This window comes from Streptomyces sp. NPDC045899 (assembly GCF_056431485.1).
On record NZ_JBWKKP010000028.1, the window covers coordinates 38,732 to 62,754 of the forward strand.

At 71.7% G+C, this 24,023-nt stretch carries 23 protein-coding genes; 9 read left to right on the top strand and 14 right to left on the bottom strand.

Annotated elements, in window-relative coordinates:
• Positions 1 to 4: 4 nt before the first annotated feature.
• The 3 genes from AC07FT_RS30890 to AC07FT_RS30900 all read right to left on the bottom strand — a co-directional run bounded on the left by AC07FT_RS30890 (position 5) and on the right by AC07FT_RS30900 (position 4,537).
• A complete protein-coding gene (locus tag AC07FT_RS30890) occupies positions 5 to 1,321 on the bottom strand; it encodes an ABC transporter substrate-binding protein (protein WP_479179269.1) in 1,317 nt (438 codons plus the stop codon).
• A 23-nt stretch (positions 1,322 to 1,344) separates the two neighbouring features.
• Entirely contained in the window at positions 1,345 to 3,036 is a 1,692-nt protein-coding gene (locus AC07FT_RS30895; RefSeq protein WP_479179271.1) for a glycoside hydrolase family 13 protein, read from the bottom strand.
• A 220-nt stretch (positions 3,037 to 3,256) separates the two neighbouring features.
• Entirely contained in the window at positions 3,257 to 4,537 is a 1,281-nt protein-coding gene (locus AC07FT_RS30900) for an ABC transporter substrate-binding protein (protein ID WP_479179273.1), read from the bottom strand.
• A gap of 174 nt (positions 4,538 to 4,711) precedes the next feature.
• Here AC07FT_RS30900 and AC07FT_RS30905 point away from each other — a divergent pair, with 174 nt between their 5' ends.
• The 3 genes from AC07FT_RS30905 to AC07FT_RS30915 are packed head-to-tail and all read left to right on the top strand — an operon-like array spanning position 4,712 to position 8,339.
• On the top strand, positions 4,712 to 5,230 hold the full coding sequence (locus tag AC07FT_RS30905; RefSeq protein ID WP_479179275.1) for a PadR family transcriptional regulator: 519 nt from the start codon (positions 4,712 to 4,714) through the stop codon (positions 5,228 to 5,230).
• Positions 5,227 to 6,024: an ABC transporter ATP-binding protein gene (locus AC07FT_RS30910; protein WP_254750610.1), complete on the top strand. Its 798-nt coding sequence runs from the start codon at positions 5,227 to 5,229 to the stop codon at positions 6,022 to 6,024. The genes AC07FT_RS30905 and AC07FT_RS30910 overlap by 4 nt, the downstream gene beginning before the upstream one ends.
• 5 nt (positions 6,025 to 6,029) lie before the next feature.
• Positions 6,030 to 8,339, top strand: a complete 2,310-nt coding sequence (locus AC07FT_RS30915; RefSeq protein ID WP_479179277.1) for an ABC transporter permease — start codon at positions 6,030 to 6,032, stop codon at positions 8,337 to 8,339.
• A 111-nt stretch (positions 8,340 to 8,450) separates the two neighbouring features.
• Here the strand turns inward: AC07FT_RS30915 and ygfZ are convergent, their stop codons facing one another.
• Genes ygfZ through AC07FT_RS30930 form a run of 3 tightly spaced genes read right to left on the bottom strand, consistent with a single transcriptional unit; the run spans position 8,451 to position 10,494 of the window.
• Positions 8,451 to 9,416 carry a CAF17-like 4Fe-4S cluster assembly/insertion protein YgfZ gene (ygfZ, locus tag AC07FT_RS30920; RefSeq protein WP_479179278.1) on the bottom strand — a complete coding sequence of 322 codons (966 nt, stop codon included), beginning with the start codon at positions 9,414 to 9,416 and terminating at the stop codon, positions 8,451 to 8,453.
• A 9-nt stretch (positions 9,417 to 9,425) separates the two neighbouring features.
• Complete coding sequence (locus AC07FT_RS30925; protein WP_471205781.1) at positions 9,426 to 9,899, bottom strand: Fur family transcriptional regulator; 474 nt, start codon at positions 9,897 to 9,899, stop codon at positions 9,426 to 9,428.
• Between the two features lie 31 nt (positions 9,900 to 9,930).
• The gene (locus tag AC07FT_RS30930; protein ID WP_254750603.1) at positions 9,931 to 10,494 is read right to left on the bottom strand and encodes a heme-binding beta-barrel domain-containing protein; all 564 of its coding nucleotides are present in this window, start codon (positions 10,492 to 10,494) and stop codon (positions 9,931 to 9,933) included.
• Positions 10,495 to 10,788: 294 nt separating this feature from the next.
• On the opposite strand from AC07FT_RS30930, the gene AC07FT_RS30935 reads away from it, so the two are divergent.
• Complete coding sequence (locus AC07FT_RS30935; protein ID WP_471205779.1) at positions 10,789 to 11,154, top strand: DsrE family protein; 366 nt, start codon at positions 10,789 to 10,791, stop codon at positions 11,152 to 11,154.
• Between the two features lie 46 nt (positions 11,155 to 11,200).
• Here the strand turns inward: AC07FT_RS30935 and AC07FT_RS30940 are convergent, their stop codons facing one another.
• From AC07FT_RS30940 to AC07FT_RS30970, 7 genes are all read right to left on the bottom strand, one after another.
• Positions 11,201 to 11,458 (bottom strand): DUF3099 domain-containing protein, encoded by a 258-nt coding sequence (locus AC07FT_RS30940; protein WP_479179280.1) that lies wholly within the window; start codon positions 11,456 to 11,458, stop codon positions 11,201 to 11,203.
• A gap of 150 nt (positions 11,459 to 11,608) precedes the next feature.
• Complete coding sequence (locus tag AC07FT_RS30945; protein ID WP_201881375.1) at positions 11,609 to 11,896, bottom strand: DUF1416 domain-containing protein; 288 nt, start codon at positions 11,894 to 11,896, stop codon at positions 11,609 to 11,611.
• A 32-nt stretch (positions 11,897 to 11,928) separates the two neighbouring features.
• A complete protein-coding gene (locus tag AC07FT_RS30950; protein WP_254750599.1) occupies positions 11,929 to 12,768 on the bottom strand; it encodes a sulfurtransferase in 840 nt (279 codons plus the stop codon).
• Positions 12,769 to 12,926: 158 nt separating this feature from the next.
• Positions 12,927 to 13,007 (bottom strand): putative leader peptide, encoded by an 81-nt coding sequence (locus AC07FT_RS30955; RefSeq protein WP_362448143.1) that lies wholly within the window; start codon positions 13,005 to 13,007, stop codon positions 12,927 to 12,929.
• Between the two features lie 252 nt (positions 13,008 to 13,259).
• Entirely contained in the window at positions 13,260 to 13,946 is a 687-nt protein-coding gene (locus AC07FT_RS30960) for an LmeA family phospholipid-binding protein (RefSeq protein WP_479179281.1), read from the bottom strand.
• Positions 13,947 to 14,030: 84 nt separating this feature from the next.
• Complete coding sequence (locus AC07FT_RS30965; protein WP_479179282.1) at positions 14,031 to 15,560, bottom strand: hypothetical protein; 1,530 nt, start codon at positions 15,558 to 15,560, stop codon at positions 14,031 to 14,033.
• A 10-nt stretch (positions 15,561 to 15,570) separates the two neighbouring features.
• A complete protein-coding gene (locus AC07FT_RS30970) occupies positions 15,571 to 15,846 on the bottom strand; it encodes a MoaD/ThiS family protein (protein ID WP_471205772.1) in 276 nt (91 codons plus the stop codon).
• Positions 15,847 to 15,966: 120 nt separating this feature from the next.
• Here AC07FT_RS30970 and AC07FT_RS30975 point away from each other — a divergent pair, with 120 nt between their 5' ends.
• On the top strand, positions 15,967 to 17,709 hold the full coding sequence (locus tag AC07FT_RS30975) for an ABC transporter ATP-binding protein (protein WP_471205770.1): 1,743 nt from the start codon (positions 15,967 to 15,969) through the stop codon (positions 17,707 to 17,709).
• Positions 17,710 to 17,773: 64 nt separating this feature from the next.
• Positions 17,774 to 19,729: an ABC transporter ATP-binding protein gene (locus AC07FT_RS30980; RefSeq protein ID WP_479179283.1), complete on the top strand. Its 1,956-nt coding sequence runs from the start codon at positions 17,774 to 17,776 to the stop codon at positions 19,727 to 19,729.
• A 46-nt stretch (positions 19,730 to 19,775) separates the two neighbouring features.
• Here AC07FT_RS30980 and AC07FT_RS30985 read toward each other — a convergent pair whose 3' ends face one another.
• On the bottom strand, positions 19,776 to 20,657 hold the full coding sequence (locus AC07FT_RS30985; RefSeq protein ID WP_479179285.1) for an alpha/beta hydrolase: 882 nt from the start codon (positions 20,655 to 20,657) through the stop codon (positions 19,776 to 19,778).
• 267 nt (positions 20,658 to 20,924) lie between these two features.
• On the opposite strand from AC07FT_RS30985, the gene AC07FT_RS30990 reads away from it, so the two are divergent.
• The 3 genes from AC07FT_RS30990 (at position 20,925) to AC07FT_RS31000 (ending at position 24,004) form a co-directional block, all read left to right on the top strand.
• Positions 20,925 to 21,719 carry a response regulator transcription factor gene (locus tag AC07FT_RS30990; RefSeq protein ID WP_471205764.1) on the top strand — a complete coding sequence of 265 codons (795 nt, stop codon included), beginning with the start codon at positions 20,925 to 20,927 and terminating at the stop codon, positions 21,717 to 21,719.
• Positions 21,720 to 21,743: 24 nt separating this feature from the next.
• A complete protein-coding gene (locus AC07FT_RS30995) occupies positions 21,744 to 22,763 on the top strand; it encodes a LacI family DNA-binding transcriptional regulator (protein ID WP_479179287.1) in 1,020 nt (339 codons plus the stop codon).
• 137 nt (positions 22,764 to 22,900) lie between these two features.
• The gene (locus AC07FT_RS31000) at positions 22,901 to 24,004 is read left to right on the top strand and encodes a S1C family serine protease (RefSeq protein ID WP_479179289.1); all 1,104 of its coding nucleotides are present in this window, start codon (positions 22,901 to 22,903) and stop codon (positions 24,002 to 24,004) included.
• The last annotated feature ends 19 nt before the right edge of the window (positions 24,005 to 24,023 follow it).

A 24,023-nucleotide genomic window follows, 5' to 3' on the forward strand; every position in this document is an offset into this window, starting at 1 on the left:
GCACTCAGTCCTTGTACGCCTTGGCCGCGGCGGCCTCGAGCTTGCGCGCGGTGCCCTTCGCGTCCGACGGGCTCTTCAGGAAGTCCTGGAGGATCTTCCACTCACCGGTGCCCACGGTCCCGCCGAAGGCGGCCGGGGCCTGGTCCGACATGTCGAACCGGACGCTGTCCCCGGCGTCGACCAGCGACTCGGCGATCGCGCGGGTGGTCTCGTCCTTGTACGCGGTGGGCTTGAGGTTGGTGTTGGGGGAGACGAATCCGCCCGCCTCGGCCCACACCGCGGCGGCCTCGGGGCTCGCCAGGTACTCCAGGAACGCCATGGCGGCCTTCTGGTTCTTGCCCGCCTTGAGCACCACGGCCGCGTCACCGCCGCTGACCACCGGGGCCTTCTTGCCGTCCACCGCGGGGAAGGGGAAGAACCGGGCTTCCTCGCCGAGCTTCTTGTGGAACTGGCCGGAGATCAGACCGCCCACGAAGTCGCCCTCGTAGACCATGCCCGCCTTGGGCTCGCTGCCGAAGACGTTCTCCACCGACTCGGGGAAGTCGGTGCGCAGCGCCTCGGCGCTGCCCCCGGCGACCAGGTTCTTGTCGCCGAACAGCTTGCCCAGGGTGGTCAGTGCCTTGACCACGCTGGGGTCGGTCCACGGGATGCTGTGGGAGGCCAGCTTGTCGTACATCTCCGGACCGGCCTGCGAGAGGTAGATGTTCTCGAACCAGTCGGTGAGGGTCCAGCCGTCCTCGCCGCCGACGGAGAAGGCGGGCGTCCCGGAGTCGGAGACGGTCTTGGCCGTCTTGAGCATCTCGTCGTAGCTCTTCGGCGGCTGCACCCCGGCCTGCTCGAACGACTGGGGGGTGTACCAGACCGTGGACTTGTGGGTCGCCTTGAAGTACAGGCCGTAGTACGTGTTGTCGACGGTGCCGTACTTCTTCCACACGGTGGCGAAGGTGGCCCCGGCCTTCTCGCCGACCTTCTTCGACAGCGGGGTGAGCCAGCCCTTCTTGGCGAACTGCTTGAGCACGCCGACCTGCGGCACCATCACCACGTCGGGGGCCTTACCGCCCTCGATCTTGCTGCCGATGACGGTGGAGACGTTGTCACCGGTGGGCACGAAGTTGGTCTTGGCGCCGGTCTTCTCCGAGAAGGCGTCCAGCACCTTCTTGAAGTTCTTCATCTCCACACCGGTCCAGACCCCCGCCACGTTCACGGTCTGGCCCTTGAGCTTCTGCTCGCCCTTGGCGGAGTCGTCGTCGCCGCCACCACAGGCGGTCGCGGTCAGCGCCAGGCCGAGGACGGTGGCGGTCGCGGTCATTATGCGTCTCATCGGGAAAGTCCTTTCGCGGGAGGTCATCGGGGGTCGATGTCGCTGATCCACCAGGCGGCGGTGGAACCGGGGAGGATGCCGGCCGGGCAGTCGCCGCTGGCCAGCAGGGGAGGTCCGGAGACCGGGGCGGGAGCCGGTTCGGTGCCGAAGTTCACGGCGCACACCAGGCCGTCGCCCCGGACGAAGGCGAGCACCTCGGGCGGGGTCTCCAGCCAGCGCAGTCCGCCCTCGCCGAGCTGGGGGAGGCTGCGGCGCAGGTGCAGGCCGTCGCGGTAGAGGTGCCAGAAGGAACGGGTGTCGGCCAGCGCCCGGTCGGTGGCGTGCTCGGCGAACCACTCGGGCTGCGGCAGCCACGGCCGGGCGCCGCCCTCGGCGGGGGTGAAGCCGAACGGGGAGGCCAGCCCGGACCAGGGCAGCGGCACCCGGCAGCCGTCCCGGACGTGCCGACGGCTGCCGGTGCGGCGGAAGATCGGGTCGGTGAGCACCTCGTCGGGCAGGTCCAGCACCTCGGGCAGGCCCAGTTCCTCACCCTGGTAGACGTAGGCGGCACCGGGCAGCGCCAGCATCAGCAGGGCGGCGGCGCGGGCCCGCGCGGGGCCGTGGTCGGTGCTGATGTCGCCCTCACCGGCCGGACCGGAGGCGTACCGGGTCACGGTCCTGACCTGGTCGTGGTTGTTGAGCACCCAGGTGACGGTGGAGCCGGTCCCGGCGATGTCGCGCAGCGCCTCGGTGATGGTGTTCCGGAAGGCGTCCACGTCCCAGCGGGCGCTGAGCAGGTGGAAGAAGAACGCCTGGTGCAGCTCGTCGGGGCGGACGTAGGCGGCGTGCTCCCGGGCGGTGGGCACCGACACCTCGCCGACCAGCAGCCGGTCGGTGCCGTCGGCTTCCGCGTACTCGTCGCACAGTGCGCGCCAGTCCCGCCACACCTGGTGCACCTCGGGCTGGTTCCAGGCGAGCGGGTTGACCGAGTCGCGGGTGCGCTCATCGGCCTCCGGGTCGGGGGAGTCGGGGAGCTCGGGGTGACGGAAGAGGCCCGCGGCCACATCGATGCGGAAGCCGTCGACACCGCGGTCCAGCCAGAACCGCAGGACGTCGAGGAAGTACTCGCCGACCGCCGGGTTGCGCCAGTTGAGGTCGGGCTGCTCGGGGGTGAACAGGTGGAGGTACCACTGGCCCTCGCTGCCGTCGGCCTCCCGGACCCGGGACCAGGCGGGGCCGCCGAACATCGCGCGCCAGTTGTTGGGCGGCAGTTCGCCGTTCTCCCCGCGGCCGTCGGCGAAGTGGAAGTACTCCCGCTCCGGGCCGCCGGGGGCGCCCGCCAGCGCGGCCCGGAACCAGGGGTGCTCGCTGGAGCAGTGGTTGGGGACGATGTCGACCAGGATCTTCATGCCCAGCCGGTGGGCGTCGGCCACGACGCTGTCGAACTCGGCGAGGTCGCCGTAGACCGGGTCCACCTCGCGGTAGTCGGCGACGTCATAGCCGTGGTCGTGCTGGGGCGAGGGATAGAACGGGCTCAGCCAGATCCCGTCCACGCCCAGTTTCTTGAGGTAGGGCAGTCCGGCGCGGACTCCCGCCAGATCGCCTATGCCGTCACCGGTGCTGTCCAGGAAGCTGCGGATGTAGACCTGGTAGATCACCGCGTCGCGCCACCAGTGCCGCTGCGCGAGGTCCGCAGGGGACGGTGAGGGGCCGTTCGCGGCCGTGGCTGTGAGCATCGTGCCGTTTACCCGTTCTCAGCGGGCGTGCGCCGCACGCCATCGTCGGCTGTTATGCATGCATGTTAAGTAAGCGTTGCGAACGGGTGTCAACGAAAATCACAGAAGTAGCGAAGTAGTGTCCAGGTTTGCGTTGTTTTATCCATCGCCAGAGCGTGCCTGAGCTACTTAACAGGTAGGTAGATAAGGGTCCCGCCGACGGGCAGAAGGGTCCGGAAGGTCAGTCCGTGCGGACGACGTCGCCGAGCTCGCGCCGCAGCCGGGTGACCGTCCGCTCGGTGGACTGCCGCTGCGCCAGCGCGTCGTGCACCACGGCCTGCACGGTCAGGCTCACCTGGTCGTAGCGGGGGCTCTTGGGGCGCGGTTTGGCCGCGAGCACACCCTTGCGGAGCGTCGGCAGGTACGGGTACTTCCGCACCAGCGCGGGATCGCTGTAGAGATCGGCCCACACCGGCGGCAGCGCCCCCTCGGTGAGGACCCGGCGCTGGACCGCCTCGCTGGTCAGATAGGCGATCAGATCGGTGGCCGACTTCTGGTGCCGGGATTGCGCGTTGACGGCGAGGTTGGAGCCGCCCAGGACGCCGGAGCCGGGGCCGTCCGGGCCCGGCAGCGGGACCGCGCCGACCTTCCCGGCGACGGGCGAGGACGGGGCGTTGGCCAGCGAGTACACATAGGGCCAGTTGCGCAGGAACAGCAGCCGGCCGTTCTGGAACGCCCGCCGCGACTCCTCCTCCTTGTACCGGAGGGCCTCCTCGGGTATCCAGCCGTCCCGCACCCCGCCGGTCAGGAAGTCCAGCGCCCGTCTGGTGGCCGCGGAGTCCACGGTGACCTTGGCTCCCTCGTCGCCGAGGATCGTGCCGCCCGCCGACTGCACCGCCTCGGTGACATTGGTGGTCAGCCCCTCGTACGGCAGGAACTGGCCCGCGTAGCCGTCCAGCCCGTGGGCCGGGGCGGCGGTCTTGGCCAGGCGTTCGAGCTCGGCCCAGGTCCGGGGCGGCTTCTCGTGCTCCTGGGCGAGCACGTCCTTGCGGTAGTAGAGCAGTGCCGCGTTGGTCACGTACGGCACCGCGCGCAGCCGCCCGCCGAAGGTGGCGGTGTCCACCACCGGGGGCAGGAAGCGGTCCAGCGGGAAGCGGTCGGCGTTCAGCGGGGAGATCCAGCCCGCCGCGGCGAACTCCGAGGTCCACGCCACGTCGATGTTGAGTACATCGAAGCGGTCGCTCCCGGAGCGCAGCCCGCTGACCATCTGGGCACGGACCTCGTCGGCGGCGTCCGGCAGCTCGATCAGCGTGACCTTCTCCGCCGGGTGCTTGCGGTTCCAGCCGTCCAGCACACCGCGCAGATAGCTGGTGAGATCACCGCCGGTGACCAGGGTGATCGGTCCGCGACCGCCCCCGTCGGCGGCGGTCGGCGCTCCGCCGGGGCCCCGCGCGCCCGCCTGTCCGGCCACCAGCAGGGCGGTGACGAGGAGGGTTCTGCCGGCGGCGTGTGTCCACCGCATCGGTCCCTCCTTACGCGCGCGTAACCGGTCGGATCCGGAGACCGGTATCCGGCCACCTGTATACCTGTTAGGCATGCGGGATACTAGACGTTGCAGGAAGATACAAGGGCGATCCGGCACACAGTCGGAAATGGTCCCTAACGGACATGTACGGCACGGCTGAGGAGGGCAGGGGTGCGGCTCCCTCTGCTGGCGCTACTCTCGCGCGGACCGGCCCACGGCTATGAGCTCAAGCAGGCCCTTGAGAAGCTCCTGGGCTCGGCGTACCCTCAGCCCAACATCGGACAAATCTACGTCACTCTCAACCGGCTCCAGAAGTCCGGTCTGATCGAGGGCGAGGATGTTGCCCAGTCGACCCGGCCCAACAAGCGCATCTACCGGCTCACCGACGCCGGACGCGAAGCGTTGGCCCTATGGTTCGAGGAGCCGACGGATGAGCCGCGGGTACGGGACGAGTTCTTCATGAAGCTCGCCCTCGCCCCCCAGACCGGGGACGTCGACCAGATCGGCCTGATCAACAAGCAGCGCCGGCACTATCTGAATGCCATGCGCGACCTGTCCAGACTGGCCGCGGCCGAGGAGCGGGAGAACAGGATCCCCCAGCTGCTCATAGAAGGAGCCATGCTGCACCTCCAGGCCGACCTCGACTGGCTGGAGCGCTGCCAGGAGGACCTGGAGGAGGAGCAGAGATGAGCCGCGAGCAGTCGAGCCGCGAGGAGTCCCCGCGCGCGGCCGGGCCGTCCGCGGACTCGATCGTGCGGGCCGAGGGCCTGGTCAAGACCTACCGCACCGAGGGCGCCGCGCCCGTCGAGGCGGTCCGCGGGGTCGACCTCCATGTCGAGCGCGGTGAGTTCGTCGCGGTCACCGGACCCTCCGGAGCGGGCAAGTCCACCCTGCTCCACCTGCTCGGCGGCCTCGACCGCCCCGACGGCGGCTCGCTCTGGCTGGACGGGAAGCAGGTCGACTCCTACAGCGAGGCCCGCTGGGCGGTGCTGCGCCGCAAGAAGATCGGCATCGTCTTCCAGTTCTTCAACCTGGTCTCCAACCTCACCGTCGCCGACAACGTGGAGCTGCCCGCGCTGCTGGCCGGGTCCACCCCGCGGCAGGCCAGGGCGGGCCGGGAGGAGCTGCTCGCCGAGCTGGGCCTGGCGGGCAAGGAGCAGAGCATGCCCGCCGAGCTGTCCGGCGGTGAGCAGCAGCGGGTCGCCCTGGCCCGGGCCCTGGTCAACACCCCGAGCGTGCTGCTCGCCGACGAGCCCGCGGGCAGCCTCGACAGCAAGGGCACCCGCGAGGTGCTGCGGCTGCTGTCCCGCTTCCACCAGCGCGGCCAGACGATCGTGCTGGTCACCCATGACGCCCGGATGGCCAGTGCCGCGGACCGCGTGATCAGCTTCTTCGACGGCCAGGTCGTCGACGACGTGGCGCTCCAGGGCGGCGGCGGACGCCGCGGCGGCGGGGTGGCCGACGTCCTCGAGCTGAAGGGCTGACCGGGGTGCGGGCCACCCTGCGCTGGGCACACGCCGATCTGCGGGCACACCGCGGCGCGGCCCTGTTCACCGTGCTCGCCACCGCCGGGATCATCGTCTCGCTGCTGCTGGCGAGCGCCTTCTTCGCCTATGCCGCCAACCCCTGGCAGCGGGTGTTCACCCAGTCCTCCGGCGCCCATGTGTGGATCCACACCCGGGCCACCGCCGACGCCGGTTCACTGGCCGGTCTCGACGGGGTCGAGGCCGCGTCCGGGCCCTTCCGTACCGCCCGCGCCACCCTCGAACACGGCGGTGCCCGCGCCTCGCTGGAGCTGCGCGCCGCCGGGCCCGAGGAGCCGGACACCGCCCGTCCGCTGATCACCGGCGGCCGCTGGCTCTCCTCGGACGCACGGAACGGCATCGTGCTGGAGAGCTCGGTCGCCCGCGCCCTGTGGGCCGAGCCCGGTGACGCGCTCACCGTCCGTGCCCCCGGCGGCAAGGCCCGTACGCTGCGGGTCGCGGGGGTCGCGGAGTCCGCCGAACCGCGCTACGACCCCGGTGAGACCCCCGGCGTGGGCTGGGTGCTGCCCGCCGCCCTCAGCTCCGTCGAGACTCGGCCGGACCACCTCGGCCAGGCCATCGGACTGCGGTTGCAGGATCCGACGGACACCGATTTCGCGGTGCAGCGGGTGGTCACCGAACTCGGCGCCGAGGAGGTCACCGGGGTCTCGCTGTGGCAGCGGGCCCGTGCCGAGGCGGTGGGCGACGACCGGCTGGTGGGCCAGCTGCTCGGCCTCTTCGGACTGGGCGCGCTGCTGGCCGCCGCGCTGGCGGTGGGCGGTGCGATCACCACCCGGGTCCGCGGTCATCTGCGGGACATCTCGGTGCTCAAGGCGATCGGCTTCGCCCCCGGCCAGGTGGTCCGGATGTTCCTCGTCCAGCACCTGGGGCTGGCGTTGCTCGGTGTGGTCTGCGGCGCGGTCCTCGCCGAGGTGCTGGGGCCGCATCTGCCCGGCCGCATCGGCGAGGCGGTGGCGCTGTGGCAGGCGCTCCCGGAGCACCGCTGGGCTCCGTTCGCCGTCATGGGCGGCGCCGTCGTCTTCATCGCCGCGGCCACCTGCCTGGCCGCCTGGCGCGCGGGCCGGGTGCCGCCGGTGCCGGTCGCCCGCGCCGCCATCGACCCCGGCCGCCGGATGTCCGGCACCACCCGCCGGGCCCTGGGTATGCGGCTGCCGCCCGCATTGGTGCTCGGCTGGCGCGGCGCGTTCCAGCGTCCGGTGCGCGCGCTCGCGTCCGTCGGACGGCTCGCGCTGCCGCTGCTGCTGATCACGGTCGCCGTGGGCACCTGGACCACCTTGGACCGGTTCGAGAGCCATCCCGAGAAGATCGGTCTTGCCGCCCCGCTCACCGCCCGGGGCGAAGGGCTGTCCGACGCCCGGATCCGTGCCCTCCTCAGCAAGGACCCCGAGGTCACCGCCGTCTACCCGGGTACCGAGACCGAGGCACTGGTCCCCGGCCAGACCGGCACGATCACCCTCCAGGGGCTGGGCACCGACCGCCGCCCCTACCCGTTCTCCGTCGCCGAGGGCCGTCCCGCCCACGGCGAGGACGAGGCGGTGGCCGGACAGGGACTGCTGGACCTGCTCGACGTCAGGGTCGGCGACTGGGTCCGGATGACGGTCGGCGGAAGCCCCCAGGTGCTCCATATCGTCGGGCGGAGCATAGAGCCCGAACAGGGCGGCCGGGTGATCTCCACCTCGGTCGACACCCTCCGCGAACGCGATCCGAAGCTGGAGCCGGACTTCTACCACCTGGCGCTGCGCCCCGGGGCCAGCCCCGAGGCGGTCAGCGCCTCCCTGGCGGACACCTCGCACGGCCGTCTGGAGGTGCGGGAAATCCCCAACCCGGCCGACCGGCTCTCCGCCGTGCGCGGAGTGAGCCTCGGCCTGATCGCGGTGCTCGGCCTCATAGGTCTGGCCGAGCTGTCGACGACGATCGGCGCCGCGGTGCGCGACCGCCGCCGCGATCTGCTCGCGCTCCGGGCGATCGGGCTGACCCCGCGCCAGATCGCGGCGGTGATCGTGGCCGGGACCGGCTTCACCGCACTGGCCGCGGCGGTGGCCGGGACGGTGATCGGGACGTTCGCCTCCGGTTGGATGATCGACCTCCAGGGCCGCAGCAGCGGGATGGGCGCGGGCATCGCGGAGGCGCCGCCGCTGGGGGTGCTGCTGCTGATCGGCGCCGGAGCGGTGGCCGGAGCGATGGCCGCGGCGGCCCTGCCCGCGGCCCGTGCCGCCCGCAGCCGGCTGGCGGACACCGCAAGCGACGTCCTCTGACGCGCACCCGCGCCCCGTCAGGGGCGCGGGGAACTGCGCGAGCAACCACGACGCACCCGCGGACAGAGAACGATCCCTACCGCGTCAGCCCCACCGCGCCCCGCGGAACGGCTACGGTTCGACCACCACTTCCTGCGCCGCCGCCGTCGTATCCGCCAGCAGCTCCGCATCCACCGGAACGTTCCGCTTCACCAGCGCCAGCGCGATCGGCCCCAGTTCGTGGTGGCGGGCCGAGGTGGTGACGAAGCCCAGCTGACGCCCCTCCTCGCCGTCGGCGGCCAGACGTATCGGCGCACCGTGGCCGGGCAGCTTGACCTCGCTGCCGTCGAGGTGGAGGAAGACCAGCCGCCGCGGCGGTTTGCCGAGGTTGTGCACCCGGGCCACCGTCTCCTGGCCGCGGTAGCAGCCCTTCTGCAGGTGCACCGCGGTGCCGATCCAGCCCAGCTCGTGCGGGATGGTGCGGTGATCGGTCTCCAGCCCCAGCCGCGGCCGCCGCGCCTCCACGCGCAGCGCCTCGTAGGCCAGCGCGCCGGCCGGCGGACCGGCGGCCGCCGCGAAGGACTCCAGCCGCTCCCGCGGCAGGAACAGATCACGGCCGTGGGCGGTCTCCCGGACCACGGTGTCCTCGGGGGCCTCGGTGATGCTCCCGGCCGGGAGGTGGACCACCGCGTACGCGGCGGTGCGGTCGGCGATCTCGACCCGGTAGAAGAACTTCATGCTCTCCAGGTAGGTGATCAGATCGCCCTGGCTCCCGGGCTCCACATGGGCCCAGGTGGTCTCACCGTCGTCGACGAGATAGAGCGCGTGCTCGATATGGCCGTGCGCGGAGAGGATCAGGGCTTCGGTGGCCTGGCCCGCCGGGAGTTCCTGGACGTGCTGGGTGAGCAGCAGGTGCAGCCAGCTCAGCCGGTCGGAGCCGGTGACCGTGACCACCCCGCGGTGCGAGAGGTCCACGAAACCGGATCCGTCGGCGAGCGTGCGCTGCTCGCGGAACAGGTCGCCGTAGTGGGCGGCGACGCCTTCGTCGGGGCCCTCGCCGGGGACGGCGCCGGGCAGCGACAGCAAAGGGCTCTTCATGCGCTCAGCCTACGACTTGGCCACTCGGCCCTCGGCGGAGTCGCCGGAGCCCGGCCCGGGGCTCTGCTTGGCGGTGCAGTCGGCGCACCGGCCGAAGATCGCGAAGTGCTTCATATCGGTGTCGAAGCCGAAGTCGCTCCGCAGCCGCCGGGTGAACGCCTCGGCCACCGACACATCGGCCTCGATCACATCCGTGCAGTCCCGGCACACCATGTGGATGTGGTGGTGCCGGTCGGCGAGGTGGTACGTGGGGGCGCCATGGCCCAGATGGGCATGGCTGACCAGGCCCAGCTCCTCCAGCAGCTCCAGCGTGCGGTAGACCGTGGAGATGTTGACGCCGCTCGCCGTACGGCGCACCTCGGTGAGGATGTCGTCCGGAGTGGCGTGCTCCAGGTGATCGACTGCTTCCAGCACGAGCTGACGCTGCGGGGTGAGCCGGTAGCCGCGCTCCCGCAGATCGGTCTTCCAGTCGGTGGTCGCCACGAGCCCAGTGTAGGCGGGGCCCGGTGGAGGCTCAGCGGAAGAAGGCGATCCCGTCGTCGGGCAGGTCCTTGAGGTCCTTGGCCCACTCGCGCGGGTCGACGACCTTCTTCAGGTGCGCCGACATGTACGGCCGCAGCTCGACCTCGGGGGTGGCCTTCTCGCCCACCCACATCAGATCGCTGTTGACGTAGCCGTAGAGCCGCTTGCCGCCCGCGTAGGGCCCGGCGGCGGCGGTGCGCGCCACGGCGTCGGTGGCCAGGTCGATCTGCGGCTTGCCGTCCGCCAGCTCGCCGTACCAGACCTCGACGATGCCCTGGTCGCGGCACATCACGACCTCGACCTTGCGGTCCTTGTCGATCCGCCAGTAGCCGGACTCGGACTCCAGCGGGCGGACCTTCTTGCCCTCGGAGTCCAGCACCCAGGTGTGCGAGACGTACTCGATGAAGTCGCGCCCGTCGTGGGTGAAGGTCGCCTCCTGGCCGAAGTTGCACTTCTCGGCGCCCGGGAAGTCCGAGACACCGGCGCCTTCCCAGTTGCCCAGGAGGAAGACGAGCGGCACCAGGTCGGGGTGGAGGTCGGACGGAATCTCGATCATGGGCTCAGGCGATCTTTCGAGGGCGGTCGGTGACGGTGGTGCGGGGAGCGCGGATCAGCGCTGGCCCTGGAACAGCTTCTTCCAGGTGAGTGCGCAGAAGCCAAGGGTGGCGACGGCGACCAGGATCATCAGCGTGGTGAAGACTGCCTCAAGCACGGGCGCGCTCCTCGAACGGCGTGTGTCCCCCGGCTCCGCGGGCGGCGGAGGGACGGCGGAACGGATGACGGACCGGAGCCGAGTCTAGTCGGCGGTCCGGCGGCGGGCGTCGCGAGGCCCCGAGCCTAGGCTTGCCGTATGGCGAAGAAGCTGGTGATCAAGGTGACGGCGGGCGCGGACGCGCCCGAGCGGTGCTCCCAGGCGTTCACGGTGGCGGCGGTGGCCGTGGCGAGCGGGGTGGAGGTCTCGCTGTGGCTGACCGGTGAGTCCGCGTGGTTCGCGCTGCCGGGGCGGGCGGCGGAGTTCGAGCTGCCGCACGCGGCGCCGCTGCCGGAGCTGATCGAGGGGGTTCTCGCGGGCGGCGGCACCCTCACGGTGTGCACGCAGTGCGCGGCCCGCCGGGACATCGAGGAGAAGGACCTGATCGAGGGGGCGCGGATCGCGGGCTCCCAGGTCTTCGTGAGCGAGATCATGCCCGAGGGCGTGCAGGCGCTCGTCTACTGACGGGACGGGCGGGCACGGAGCTCCTCGGGGCGGAGCGGGGCCCGGGTCAGTGGCGGTGGTTGTGCTCGTCCAGCTCCCGCCACCACCGGTCGGACTCCTCGTCCCCCGACTCGTCCCACCAGTGGTCGTCGGGTCCCCGGCGGTTGGCGACGATGGCCGCGAACGGGGGGATCACCATGGCGACGATGCACATCACGACGGCCGCCGGAACCGACCACAGGCGCACGAAGGCCCACGCCGAGATGAAGAGCGTCAGACACGCGCCCATCAGGAAGAAATATGCGTGGCGGCGTCGCGCGTACATGGTCCCAGGATACGTCCGGGGGTGCGGCGGGGGCAGCTCCTGGACCGCGCCCGCGGGGCCCGGCACGACGGACGGGAGGGCCGTACCCCGCCGAGGCGTCCAACCCCGGGGTACGGCCCTCCCGCCGTGCGTATGACGCGCGGTGGGGCGTCAGACGGTGATGGCGACCTCCGCCAGACCGCCCTTCTGGGCGACGACCGTGCGGTCCGCGGTGGCGCCGGGGACCAGGGCGCGCAGCGTCCAGGTGCCCTCGGCGGCGTAGAAGCGGAACTGTCCGGTCGCGGAGGTGGGGACCTCGGCGGTGAACTCGCCGGTGCTGTCCAGGAGGCGGACGTAGCCGGTCACCGGCTCGCCGTCACGGGTCACCGACCCCTGGATCGTGGTCTCACCGGGCTTGATCGTCGAGGCGTCGGGACCGCCGGCCTGGGCTCCACACATGGATGTCTGTCCTTACGTCGGGGGTGAGGGGGTCAGCTGTTGGCGCCGAGCTCGATCGGCACGCCGACGAGGGAGCCGTACTCGGTCCAGGAACCGTCGTAGTTCTTGACGTTGGACTGGCCGAGCAGCTCGTGCAGGACGAACCAGGTGTGGGCGGAGCGCTCGCCGATGCGGCAGTAGGCGATGGTGTCCTTGGACAGGTCCACGCCCTCGCCCTCGTAGAGCTCCTTGAGCTCCGCGTCGGACTTGAAGGTGCCGTCGTCGTTGGCCGACTTCGACCACGGGATGTTGCGCGCGCTCGGGACGTGGCCCGGACGCTGCGACTGCTCCTGCGGGAGGTGGGCCGGGGCGAGCAGCTTGCCGGAGAACTCGTCGGGGGAGCGGACGTCCACCAGGTTGAGCGAGCCGATGGCGGCGACGACGTCATCGCGGAACGCGCGGATCGAGGCGTCCTGCGGCTTGGCCTTGTACTGGGTGGCCGGGCGGTCCGGGACCTCGGCGACCAGGTCGCGGGAGTCCAGCTCCCACTTCTTGCGGCCGCCGTCGAGCAGCTTCACGTCCTGGTGGCCGTAGAGCTTGAAGTACCAGTAGGCGTAGGACGCGAACCAGTTGTTGTTGCCGCCGTAGAGGACGACCGTGTCGTCGTTGGCGATGCCCTTCTCCGACAGCAGCTTCTCGAAACCGGCCTGGTCGACGAAGTCACGGCGCACCGGGTCCTGGAGGTCCTGCTTCCAGTCGATCCGGATGGCGTTCGTGATGTGGTTCTTGTCGTAGGCCGAGGTGTCCTCGTCGACCTCGACGATGACCGTCTTGGGGTCATCGATGCGGGCCTGTACCCAGTCGGCGTCCACCAGGACGTCACTGCGGCTCATGTGTCTCTCCTCCGGGGCAGTTGCGGCGGTGGTCATACGCTCGGACGGCCCGAGGCGGGCTCGGTTGCGAGCGTACGAGCGGAGTGCGGGAAGATCCGGCTGACGGGCCGAGGAGGGGCGGGCCGGGGGCATCTCGTCGGCGGCCACGCGTCCTCGTCTCAGACGGCGTGACAGAGCATGGCGGCGACGCGGCACAGGTCGACTGCCCGCCGCTTCGTGAGATCCGCCTGTCGCTTCATGCGTCCGATCGTAGGGACGGACCGGTGGGCGTGTCACCGGCGTGTCGGATAGTGAGACGTGATTGTCCACTATTCGGGACCGGGGTGGAGGAGTGCCCCGTGGGGGCGGTCGCGGAGCCGCGCGGCGACCCGCGCGCTCGCTGTCGCGGACGAGGCGTCTCACTGCATGGGATCACCTGGTCCGCGGACGGTCCCCGGCCGGGGGTGCCGGGGTGGCCCGTGGGGTGGCCGGTACCGCTTCGTCCGCCGGGCTCAGCCCGCCAGTTCGACGTTCTGCCCCGTGACCGAGATGTCCATGCCGTCCTTGTCGGTCTTCACCGTGTCCAGCCGCATCCCCCGCGGCAGCCCCTCCACCTGGCGCTCCATGTCGGTGCGCTCCCGGACCTTCTCCTCCCAGCCCGGGACGGAGCCTCCGGGGACGGACTCGGCGTGCAGCTTGATGGTGTCGCCGTCGACCACGGTGATGGTGGAGCGCGCGGTGAGGGAGAAGCCCAGCAGACTGCCGGTGATCTTGACTTGGTTGGTACCGGACGGGTCGTAGGCGACCGTGATCCCCGGACCCGCCGCGCGCGAGAGGTCCGCGTAGCTGATGTGGGCCGTACCGGTGGCGCGGTCGGCGGTGGCGGACGAGAAGTCGCCCGAGATGCCCACCGTGTGGAGCTGGGCATCGAGTTCGGAGACCCGCACGCTGCGGCCGTTGCCCGCGTCCGTGGTCAGCCCCTCCATGCTGATGTCGACCTCGTCCAGCTCCTTGCCCGCGACCTGGGTGAGGAACGGGAAGCCCTTGATCGAGACATCGGGGGTGCCGGTCAGCCCCTGCGAGGTCTTGATCTTGTCCGCGGCCTTGGACTCGGCGATGCTCACCGCGATGCGGTCCGCGGCGACGAAGAGAACGCCGAGTATCACGGCGACGATCAGTGTGATGCGTAGTGCGCGCATGTGCGGTGGGTCCCCCTGGCTCTCGGTCAGGCGCTCGCCTGAGGTTGTGAGCCTAACCGGAGCGATGAGCCAGGGGGCCGGGGATCAGATCAGTGCGCGGCCGATCACATAGACGACGGGAGCGGCGGCGGCCAGCGGCAGCGCCACCCCGGCGGTCATATGGACAAAACGGGACGGGTAGTCGTAGCTCGCCACCCGGTGGCCGATCAGCGCGCACGCCCCGGCCGCCAGTCCCAGCAGCGCGGCGTCCGTGGTGCCGGTGCCGGTGAGCTGTCCGGCCCCGGCGCCCGCGCCCGCGGCGGCGAGCAGCGCCACCACCACGGAGGCGGCGATCGGCAGCGGCACCGCGCGGACCAGCACGGCCCCGGCCACTCCGGCCGCGCCGATCACCACGGCGTCGGTGGACTCGGCGGCCGTGGCCAGGTACCCGGCCGCGATCACGGCGAGGGCGGTGGAGGCCACGGTGGCGGTCAGCCCGTAGAGCCGCTCGTCCGGTGAACTGTGGCTGCGCAGCTGGAGTACGAGCACCAGCAGCAGCCAGACCCCGAGCGTGCCGATGACCACGGTCGGGGCGTGCGTCCGCTCGGTGGCGAGCAGTCCGGCGGTCGCGGCCAGCCCGCCCGCGAAGGCGAGCGCGATGCCCTGCCGGGCGGGCCACATCCCGTTCAGCCGGAACCAGCCCGCCGCCGTGACCGCCTGGAGCAGCGCCACCACGACGGCGACCGCGGGGCGGCCCAGTGGGGCGGCCCCCGCGAGGGCGGCGGCGATGGCGGAGGTCAGGGCGGCCGGGACCAGCCCGGGGTGGAGGATCTGCGGACGGCCCTCGGCACGGGCCTTCTCGGCGGCCGTGAGCGGCCGGGACGTCTCCTCGGGCGCGGCGGGCGCCGCCGCGGAGGGGTGCTCCGGTCCGGCGGGGCCCGCCATGGCCGCCGGGGCGGCGGTGACGGGCGCGGGGCCCTGGGGGCCGTGCGCCGCGAACGCGGCGGCGGGCTGCGGCTGGTGCCGTTGGTCCCAGCCGGGGGAGTACGACTGCTGCGGGTGGGCCGGTGGCTGGGGGTGTCCCTGCGGCTGCTGGTGTCCCTGCGGCGCGTGGCCCTGCGACTGCGCGTGGCCCTGCGGTGCGTGGCCTTGCTGCTGGTGTCCCTGCGGCGCGGCGGCGTACGGGTCCGCGTACGGGCCGCCGGGCTGCCGGCCGTACGCCTGCTGCGGGGCGTACCCCGGGTGCGGGGCGTGCTGGGCCTGCCGGTCCGGGGACTGCTGGTGCGGGGCGGGCTGGGTGTACTGGCCGGGGTGCGGGGGGTGAGCCTGCCCGCCGTGGGCCGGGTTCTGCTGCGGCTGGTGCGCGGCCTGACCGTGGCCCTGTGCCGGGCCCTGCCGGGGGTGCTGGTCCGGCGTGCCGTAGCCCGGGTGCGGGGCGTGACCGCCGTACTCCTGACCCTGCCGCGGCTGCTGTCCCGTCTGGCCGTAGCCCTGGTCGTACCCGCCCTGGTCCCAGCTCCCGTAGGGGTCGGCGGGCGGCTGCTGTCCCCCGTACGGCGTCTCCGGGGACCCGTACGGACCATGCGGCTCGTACGGGTTCTGCGGATGCTGCGGGTCGTGCGGCTGGTTGCTCATGACCTCGGGGTCACCCTCCTGCGAACGGCGGGAGCACCTCGACCGTGCCGCCCTCGGCCAGTTGGATCGTCGTGTGGTCGCGGGTGCCGACGGGCGTGCCGTCGACCAGGAACGAACAGCGCATCAGCACCCGCGCGAACTCCGGGCGCCCGGTGTGCCGCCGCCGGGCCGCGTCGAGCGCCTCGGCCAGCGTCGCCGCCGCGTACGGCTCCTCCTGCGTACCGGCCGCGGCGCGGGCCGCGGCCCAGTACCGGATGGTGCCGGCGGGCGCGTTCTTCATCGCCATCGCGATCCCTTCCCGTCTACTGCCGCCTCCATGATGACGGGTGCGGGCACCGGTCCGGACCACCGGCGGTCCGAGGGAAATGAGAGGCCCGCTGTCGGTGTCCTCGCTTACTGTTTCGGTGTGCTGGTCCGACTCATACGGGGGTATCTCAGGCCCCACGCCCGAACGATCGCGCTGATCGTGCTGTTGCAGCTGGTGCAGACGCTGGCCACGCTCTATCTGCCCTCGCTCAACGCCGACATCATCGACGGCGGGGTGGTGGAGGGGGACACCGGCTACATCCTGCGCATCGGCGGTTTCATGATCGCCGTCACGCTGGCGCAGATCGTGTGCGCCATCGGCGCCGTCTACTTCAGCGCCCGCACCGCCATGGCGCTCGGCCGGGACGTCCGGGCCGCGGTCTTCGACCAGGTGCAGTCCTTCTCCTCCCGTGAAATGGGCCACTTCGGGGCGCCCTCGCTGATCACCCGCACCACCAATGACGTCCAGCAGGTGCAGATGCTGTGCCTGATGGGTTTCACGCTGATGGTCTCGGCGCCGATCATGTGCGTCGGCGGAGTGATCATGGCCCTCAACCAGGACGTCCCGCTCTCCGGACTGCTGCTGCTGATCGTCCCGGTCCTCGGTGTCATCGTCACCCTGATCGTCCGCCGGATGCGCCCGCTGTTCCGCGGCGTCCAGGAGCGCATCGACACCGTCAACCGGGTGCTGCGCGAGCAGATCACCGGGATCCGGGTCATCCGCGCCTTCGTCCGGGACAGCCATGAGCGCGACCGCTTCACCGGGGCCAACGGCGAGCTGATGGACGTCTCGCTGCGCGCCGGGCGGCTGATGGCGCTGATGTTCCCCGCGGTGATGCTGGTGGTGAACGTCTCCAGCGTCGCCGTGGTCTGGTTCGGCGGACACCGGATCGACAGCGGCGGAATGCAGATCGGCGCGCTGACCGCGTTCATCAGCTATCTGATGCAGATCCTGATGGCCGTCATGATGGCCACCTTCATGTTCATGATGGTGCCGCGCGCCGAGGTCTGCGCCGAGCGCGTCCAGGAGGTGCTGGACACCCGGACCAGTGTGGTTCCGCCGCTGGTGCCCGTCCCGCCCGCGCCCACCGGCGGCGGACGGGGTCTGCTGGAGCTGCGCGGTGTGGAGTTCCGCTACCCCGGTGCCGAGGAGCCCGTGCTCCGCGAGATCTCGCTGATCGCCCGGCCCGGCCGGACCACCGCCGTGATCGGCTCGACCGGCAGTGGCAAGTCCACCCTGCTGGGGCTGGTGCCCCGGCTGTTCGACGCCACCGACGGCAGCGTCCACATCGACGGGGTGGACGTCCGCGACCTCGACACCGAGATCATGTCGCAGTCCATCGGGCTCGTACCGCAGAAGCCGTACCTCTTCTCCGGCACCGTCGGATCCAACCTGCGCTACGGCAAACCGGACGCCACCGACGAGGAGCTGTGGCAGGCCCTGGAGACCGCCCAGGCGCGGGACTTCGTGGCAGCCATGGAGGGCGGGCTCGAGGCCCCGATCGCCCAGGGCGGCTCCAATGTCTCCGGCGGCCAGCGGCAGCGGCTGGCCATCGCCCGCGCCCTGGTCCGCAGGCCCTCGGTCTACCTCTTCGACGACTCCTTCTCGGCGCTCGACTACGCCACCGACGCCCGGCTGCGGGCGGCGCTGACGGACGAGACACGGGACGCCACCGTCGTCATCGTCGCCCAGCGGGTCTCCACCATCCGCGGCGCCGACCAGATCGTCGTCCTCGACGCGGGGCGGGTCGTGGGCACCGGCACCCACACCGAGCTGATGGCGGACAACGAGACCTACCGCGAGATCGTGCTCTCCCAGCTCACCGAGCAGGAGGCCGCATGAGCGGCCCGCCGCCCGGCCGCCCCCGCCGCCCGTCGTTCCCGTCCGCGCCCCCGAAGGACCGCCCATGAGTACCCCGGCGCCCCGCAGGGGCCCGGCTCCCGCCGCCGGGCCCGCCCGCTTCATGGGCGGCCAGCCCACCGAGCGGTCCATGGACTTCCGTGGCTCCGGCCGCCGGCTGCTGGGCAGACTGCGCCCCGAGCGCGGGATCGTGCTGGTCGTACTGGCCCTGTGCACGGTCAGCGTCGCGCTGTCGGTGCTGGGTCCGCTGATCCTCGGCAGGGCGACCGACCTGATCTTCGCGGGAATCATCGGGCGGGAGCTGCCGGACGGCGTCACCAGGGAGCAGGCTGTCGAGCGGCTGCGCCGGGACGGCGAGGACACGCTGGCCGACATGGTCGCCTCCATGGACGTCCACCCCGGCCGGGGCATCGACTTCGGCGCGGTCGGCGATGTGCTGCTGTGGGTGCTGGCGATCTACGTCTTCGCCTCGCTGCTGGGCCTGGTCCAGGCGCGGGTGGCCACGGTGGTGGTCCAGCGGGTGGTCTTCCGGCTGCGCGAGGACGTCGAACACAAGCTGGCGCGGCTGCCGTTGGCGTACTTCGACCGCCAGCCGCGCGGTGAGGTGCTCTCCCGCGCCACCAACGACATCGACAACATCCAGCAGACGTTCCAGCAGACCCTGAGCCAGATCATGGTCTCGCTGCTGACGATCATCGGGGTGCTGGCGATGATGTTCTGGATCTCGCCGCTGCTGGCGCTGGTGGCGCTGGTGACCGTGCCGGTGTCGGTGGTGGTCGCCACCAAGATCGGCAAGCGGGCGCAGCCGCAGTTCGTCAGCCAGTGGAAGACCACGGGCACGCTCAACGCCCATATCGAGGAGATGTACACCGGCCATTCGCTGGTGAAGGTCTTCGGGCGGGAGAAGGAGTCCGCGGAGCTGTTCCGCGAGCAGAACGAGAAGCTGTACGAGGCGGGCTTCCGGGCCCAGTTCATCTCCGGGCTGATCCAGCCCGCGATGATGTTCATCGGCAACCTCAACTACGTACTGGTCGCGGTCGTCGGCGGGCTGCGGGTGGCCAGTGGCGCGCTGTCCATCGGTGATGTGCAGGCGTTCGTGCAGTACTCCCGGCAGTTCAGCCAGCCGCTGACCCAGGTCGCCTCGATGGCCAATCTGGTGCAGTCCGGGGTGGCGTCGGCCGAGCGGGTCTTCGAACTGCTGGACGCCGAGGAGCAGAGCCCGGACCCCGAGGGCGCGCCGCGGCCGGAGGCCGTGCGCGGCCAGGTGGAGTTCGAGGAGGTCTCCTTCCGCTACCAGCCGGAGAAGCCGCTGATCGACGGCCTCACGCTGTCGGTGCGGCCCGGCCAGACCGTGGCCATCGTCGGGCCGACCGGCGCCGGGAAGACCACCCTGGTCAATCTGCTGATGCGGTTCTACGAGGTCAGCGGTGGACGGATCACCCTGGACGGGGAGGACATCGCCGCGATGTCGCGGGAGGATCTGCGCTCCCACATCGGCATGGTGCTCCAGGACACCTGGCTGTTCGGCGGCACCATCGCGGAGAACATCGCGTACGGCGCGGAGGGCGCGAGCTCCGAGCGGATCGTGGCGGCCGCGAAGGCCACCTACGTCGACCGCTTCGTGCGGACCCTGCCCGACGGCTACGACACGGTGATCGACGAGGAGGGCTCCAACGTCAGCGTCGGTGAGAAGCAGCTGATCACCATCGCCCGGGCGTTCCTCTCCGAGCCGTCGATCCTGGTGCTGGACGAGGCGACCAGTTCGGTGGACACCCGCACCGAGGTGCTGATCCAGCGGGCGATGGCCTCACTGCGGACGGGCCGGACCAGCTTCGTGATCGCGCACCGGCTGTCCACCATCCGCGACGCCGACGTCATCCTGGTGATGGAGAACGGGCGGATCGTGGAACAGGGCACCCATGACGCGCTGCTGGCCGCCGAGGGTGCCTACGCCCGGCTGTACACGGCGCAGTTCGCGGAGGCGGCGGTCGAGGCGGAGTAGGACGGTCGCGGCGCCGGTCCCGGGGACCGCTGGGGCCCGGTGCCGCTCAGGCGCGGGCCAGCGCCCAGTCCGTCACCCGCTCCAGCAGGGCGTCCGGCGCCGCCGTCTCGGCGTGGCCGAAGCCCGGCTCGATCCACAGCTCTGTGGACGACGGATCGGCCGCGCCCGCCAGCATCCGTGGATGGTCCAGCGGGAAGTACGGGTCCCGGTCACCGTGCACCAGCAGCAGCGGGGTCGGTGCGATCAGCGGCACCGCGGCCACCGGCGGCAGCGGCTCGGGGTCCCAGCCGCGGCCGTCGATCCGGGTGCCCAGCCCGTAGCGGGAGACCAGCCGTCCGGCCGGGCGGGTGATCGCCCAGTGCACCCGGCGCATCGGAGCGGTTCCCCGGTAGTACCAGCGGGCGGGGGCGCTCACGGAGATCACGGCATCGGCGCGCGCGCCCATGCGCCCCCCGTGCTCCTCGCTCACGGTTCCCTCGGACGGCTGATTTTCGAAGTCCGCTCCCTGGAGCGCGGCCTGCCGGAGCACCACCGAGCCGCCCATCGAGAAGCCCACCGTGGCGACCCGCCGATGGCCGAGCCGCCGGGCCCAGCGCACCGCCTCGGCGAGGTCCAGTACCTCCCGGTCGCCCACCGTGGACCGCCCACCGGACCGTCCATGCCCTCGGAAGGAGAACGTGATCACGGCCGTACGCTGGGCGAACGCTCGCGCCACCCGCCGCAGCGCCGGGCGCTCCAGCGCACCGGTGAACCCGTGCGCGACCACCAGCGCAAGGCCGTCCCCGGCCGCCGCGGCGGCCGGCGGGGGCGGCTCGTAACGGGCCTCGATCGGTACCCCGTCGGCCGTCAGCAGGGTGGCCCTGTGATCGCGCGCAGTGACCGACGGCACGGAACGGCGAGCAGATCGAGCCTCTCCTCCGGGTGTCATGTGGGTTATTCTGCTGTGAAGAGGATCCGGGCAGCGTTGCCCCCGGGTCCTTTTGTGCTTTCAGGGGCACGGTGTGCGCAGGAGCGGGCACAAGCCTTCGAGGGCGCGGACCGCGGACACGAAGAAGTAGCCGGAGAAGTAGCCGCAGACTCCCCCAGGCGCTGCCTGGGAGGTGCCCCCTCTCGCAAGGGACCGAGGAGGAACCGAGGTAATGGGCGAGCGAAGCGTGCTCAATGTCAGGACCACGACCGAGGCGGGTGGTGGACGATGAGTTCCCTCCTGCTGCTGACCAACGCACTCCAGCCCTCGACGGAGGTGCTCCCCGCCCTCGGCCTGCTGCTGCACAACGTGCGGGTCGCCCCGGCGGAGGGCCCGGCCCTGGTGGACACCCCGGGCGCCGACGTCATCCTGATCGACGGCCGCCGCGATCTGCCGCAGGTGCGCAGCCTGTGCCAGCTGCTGCGGTCCACCGGCCCCGGCTGTCCGCTGGTCCTGGTGGTGACCGAGGGCGGACTCGCCGCCGTCACCGCGGACTGGGGCATCGACGACGTTCTGCTGGACACCGCGGGTCCGGCCGAGGTGGAGGCCCGGCTGCGACTGGCCATGGGCCGTCAGCAGATCACCACCGACGACAGCCCGATGGAGATCCGCAACGGTGATCTCTCGGTCGACGAGGCCACCTACAGCGCCAAGCTCAAGGGGCGTGTGCTCGATCTCACATTCAAGGAGTTCGAGCTGCTGAAGTACCTGGCCCAGCACCCCGGCCGCGTCTTCACCCGCGCCCAGCTGCTCCAGGAGGTCTGGGGCTACGACTACTTCGGAGGCACCCGCACCGTCGACGTCCACGTCCGGCGGCTGCGGGCCAAGCTGGGGCCGGAGCACGAGTCCCTCATCGGGACCGTCCGGAACGTCGGTTACCGGTTCGTCGTGCCCGAGAAGGTCGAGCGCGCCGCCGAGGAGGCCAGGGCCAAGGCGTCGGCGCCGAAGCCCGCCCGCGAGGTCCCCGGGGGCGGTGCGCGGACCGCGGCCGAAGCGGCCGGCGCACGACCGGCCAATACCTAGCTGGACCCGCGTAGACTGCCGCGCGTGGCCAAGGTGACGCGGGATGATGTGGCAAGACTGGCGGGGACCTCGACCGCGGTCGTCAGCTACGTCATCAATAACGGACCAAGGCCGGTCGCCCCGGCCACGCGCGAGCGGGTGCTTGCCGCGATCAAGGAGCTCGGCTACCGGCCGGACCGCGTCGCGCAGGCGATGGCGAGCCGCCGTACCGACCTCATAGGGCTGATCGTCCCGGACGCCCGGCAGCCGTTCTTCGCGGAGATGGCACACGCCGTCGAGCAGGCGGCGGCCGAGCGCGGAAAGATGGTCCTGGTCGGCAACTCGGACTACCTCGACGACCGCGAAGTGCACTATCTGCGCGCCTTCCTGGGGATGCGGGTGTCCGGGCTGATCCTGATCAGCCAGGGCCCCAGCGAGAACGCCGCCGCCGAGATCGAGGCGTGGGACGCCCGGGTGGTGCTGCTCCACGAGCGCCCCGAGGCCATCGACGATGTCGCCGTGGTGCTGGACGACGTCGGCGGCGCCCAGCTCGCGGTGCGCCATCTGCTGGAGCACGGCCACCCGTACGTCGCCTGTCTGGGCGGCACCGAGATAACGCCCACCGTCGGCGACCCGGTGACCGACCACGTCGAGGGCTGGCGCCGGGCCATGCAGGAGGCCGGACGGTCCACCGAGGGACGGCTCTTCCACGCCCCGTACAACCGCTACGACGCCTACCGGGTCGCCCTGGACCTGCTGGCCGGCCCCGACCGGCCCCCCGCGCTCTTCTGCGCCACCGACGACCAGGCGTTCGGTGTGCTGCGGGCGGCACGCGAACTGCGTATCGACGTCCCCGGCGAGCTGGCGGTCGCGGGCTTCGACGACGTGAAGGAGGCGGGGCTCACCGATCCGCCGCTGACCACGGTCGGTTCCGACCGCCCGGCGATGGCGCGGGCCGCGGTGGACCTGGTGCTGGACGACGGCGTACGGGGCGGTTCGCGCCGGGAGCGGGTCAAGCAGTTCCCGTCGGCGCTGGTGATCCGGCGCTCCTGCGGCTGCGCCTGACCCCGAGCCGGAACGGGCCCGCGGCCGGGCGGCCGTGACCGCCGCGGCCGGCGTCCTTATCCCGGGCATACCGGTTTCTGCCGGGCTTCTCAGCGGCTCCTCACGCTGCTCTCATCCGGCCGCGACACCGTCGAACCATGACGGACAGCACGCGCCACAGCCGCGACGACGAGCCCCAGCCCTTCTCCTACGGCGGTACGCCGGGCCACCCGGTGCCGCCCGCGTACCCGCCCGCGCAGCCGGTCATCACGCCCTCCGGGGCCACCGTGTGGCCGGGTCCGGGCGGTGCGGGCGGTGCGGACGGCGGCGGGGGCACCACCGCCGCTCTCCCGGACGGTCCGCCGCCCGGCGGCCGTCGCGCCCGGCGCCGCGCACCGCGCTCCCTGGCGCTGATCGCGGCGGTGGCGGTGGCCTCCGCGCTGGTCGGCGGCGGGGCGTCGGCGCTGGTCGTCCAGGCCGCGGACAAACCCGCCGCCGAGGTCTCCACTCCGGTCGTCAACACCGGCTCCGGCAGTGACAGCGGGGTCTCGGCGGTGGCCGCGGCGGTGAGTCCGAGCATCGTCGAGATCAGCGCTTCCTCGGCCGCCGGCAAGTCCACCGGCTCCGGTGTGGTGCTCACCCGGGACGGCGAGATCATCACCAACAACCACGTGATCTCCGGCGCGGACTCGGTCAAGGTGTCCTTCAGCGACGGCAGCACCAGGAGCGCGTCGGTCATCGGCACCGACAGCGGCAAGGACCTCGCGCTGATCAAGGTGAAGGACGCCGACGGGCTCAAGCCCGCCACCCTCGGCGACTCCAGCGAGGTCCAGGTGGGCGACCAGGTGGTGGCCATCGGCTCGCCCGAGGGGCTGACCGGCACCGTCACCAGCGGCATCGTCTCCGCGCTCGACCGCAAGGTCACCGTCTCCACGGGGGAGGGCCAGGACCGGGGCCGGGGAGGGGACGGCGGCCGGTGGCCCTTCGAGTTCGACGGCGGCCAGTACAACGGCGACGTCGGCTCCTCCACCACGTCCTACAAGGCCATCCAGACCGATGCCTCGCTCAACCCCGGCAACTCCGGCGGTGCCCTGATCAATATGAAGGGCCAGGTCATCGGCATCAACTCGGCGATGTACTCATCGGCTTCGGAGCGCGCCTCCGGCGGCTCCGCGGGCAGCGTCGGCCTCGGCTTCTCCATCCCGGTCAACACCCTCAAGGCCGATCTCGACACCCTGCGGGACGGCGGAGCCGACTCCTGACCACCGCCGCGGCGCCCGC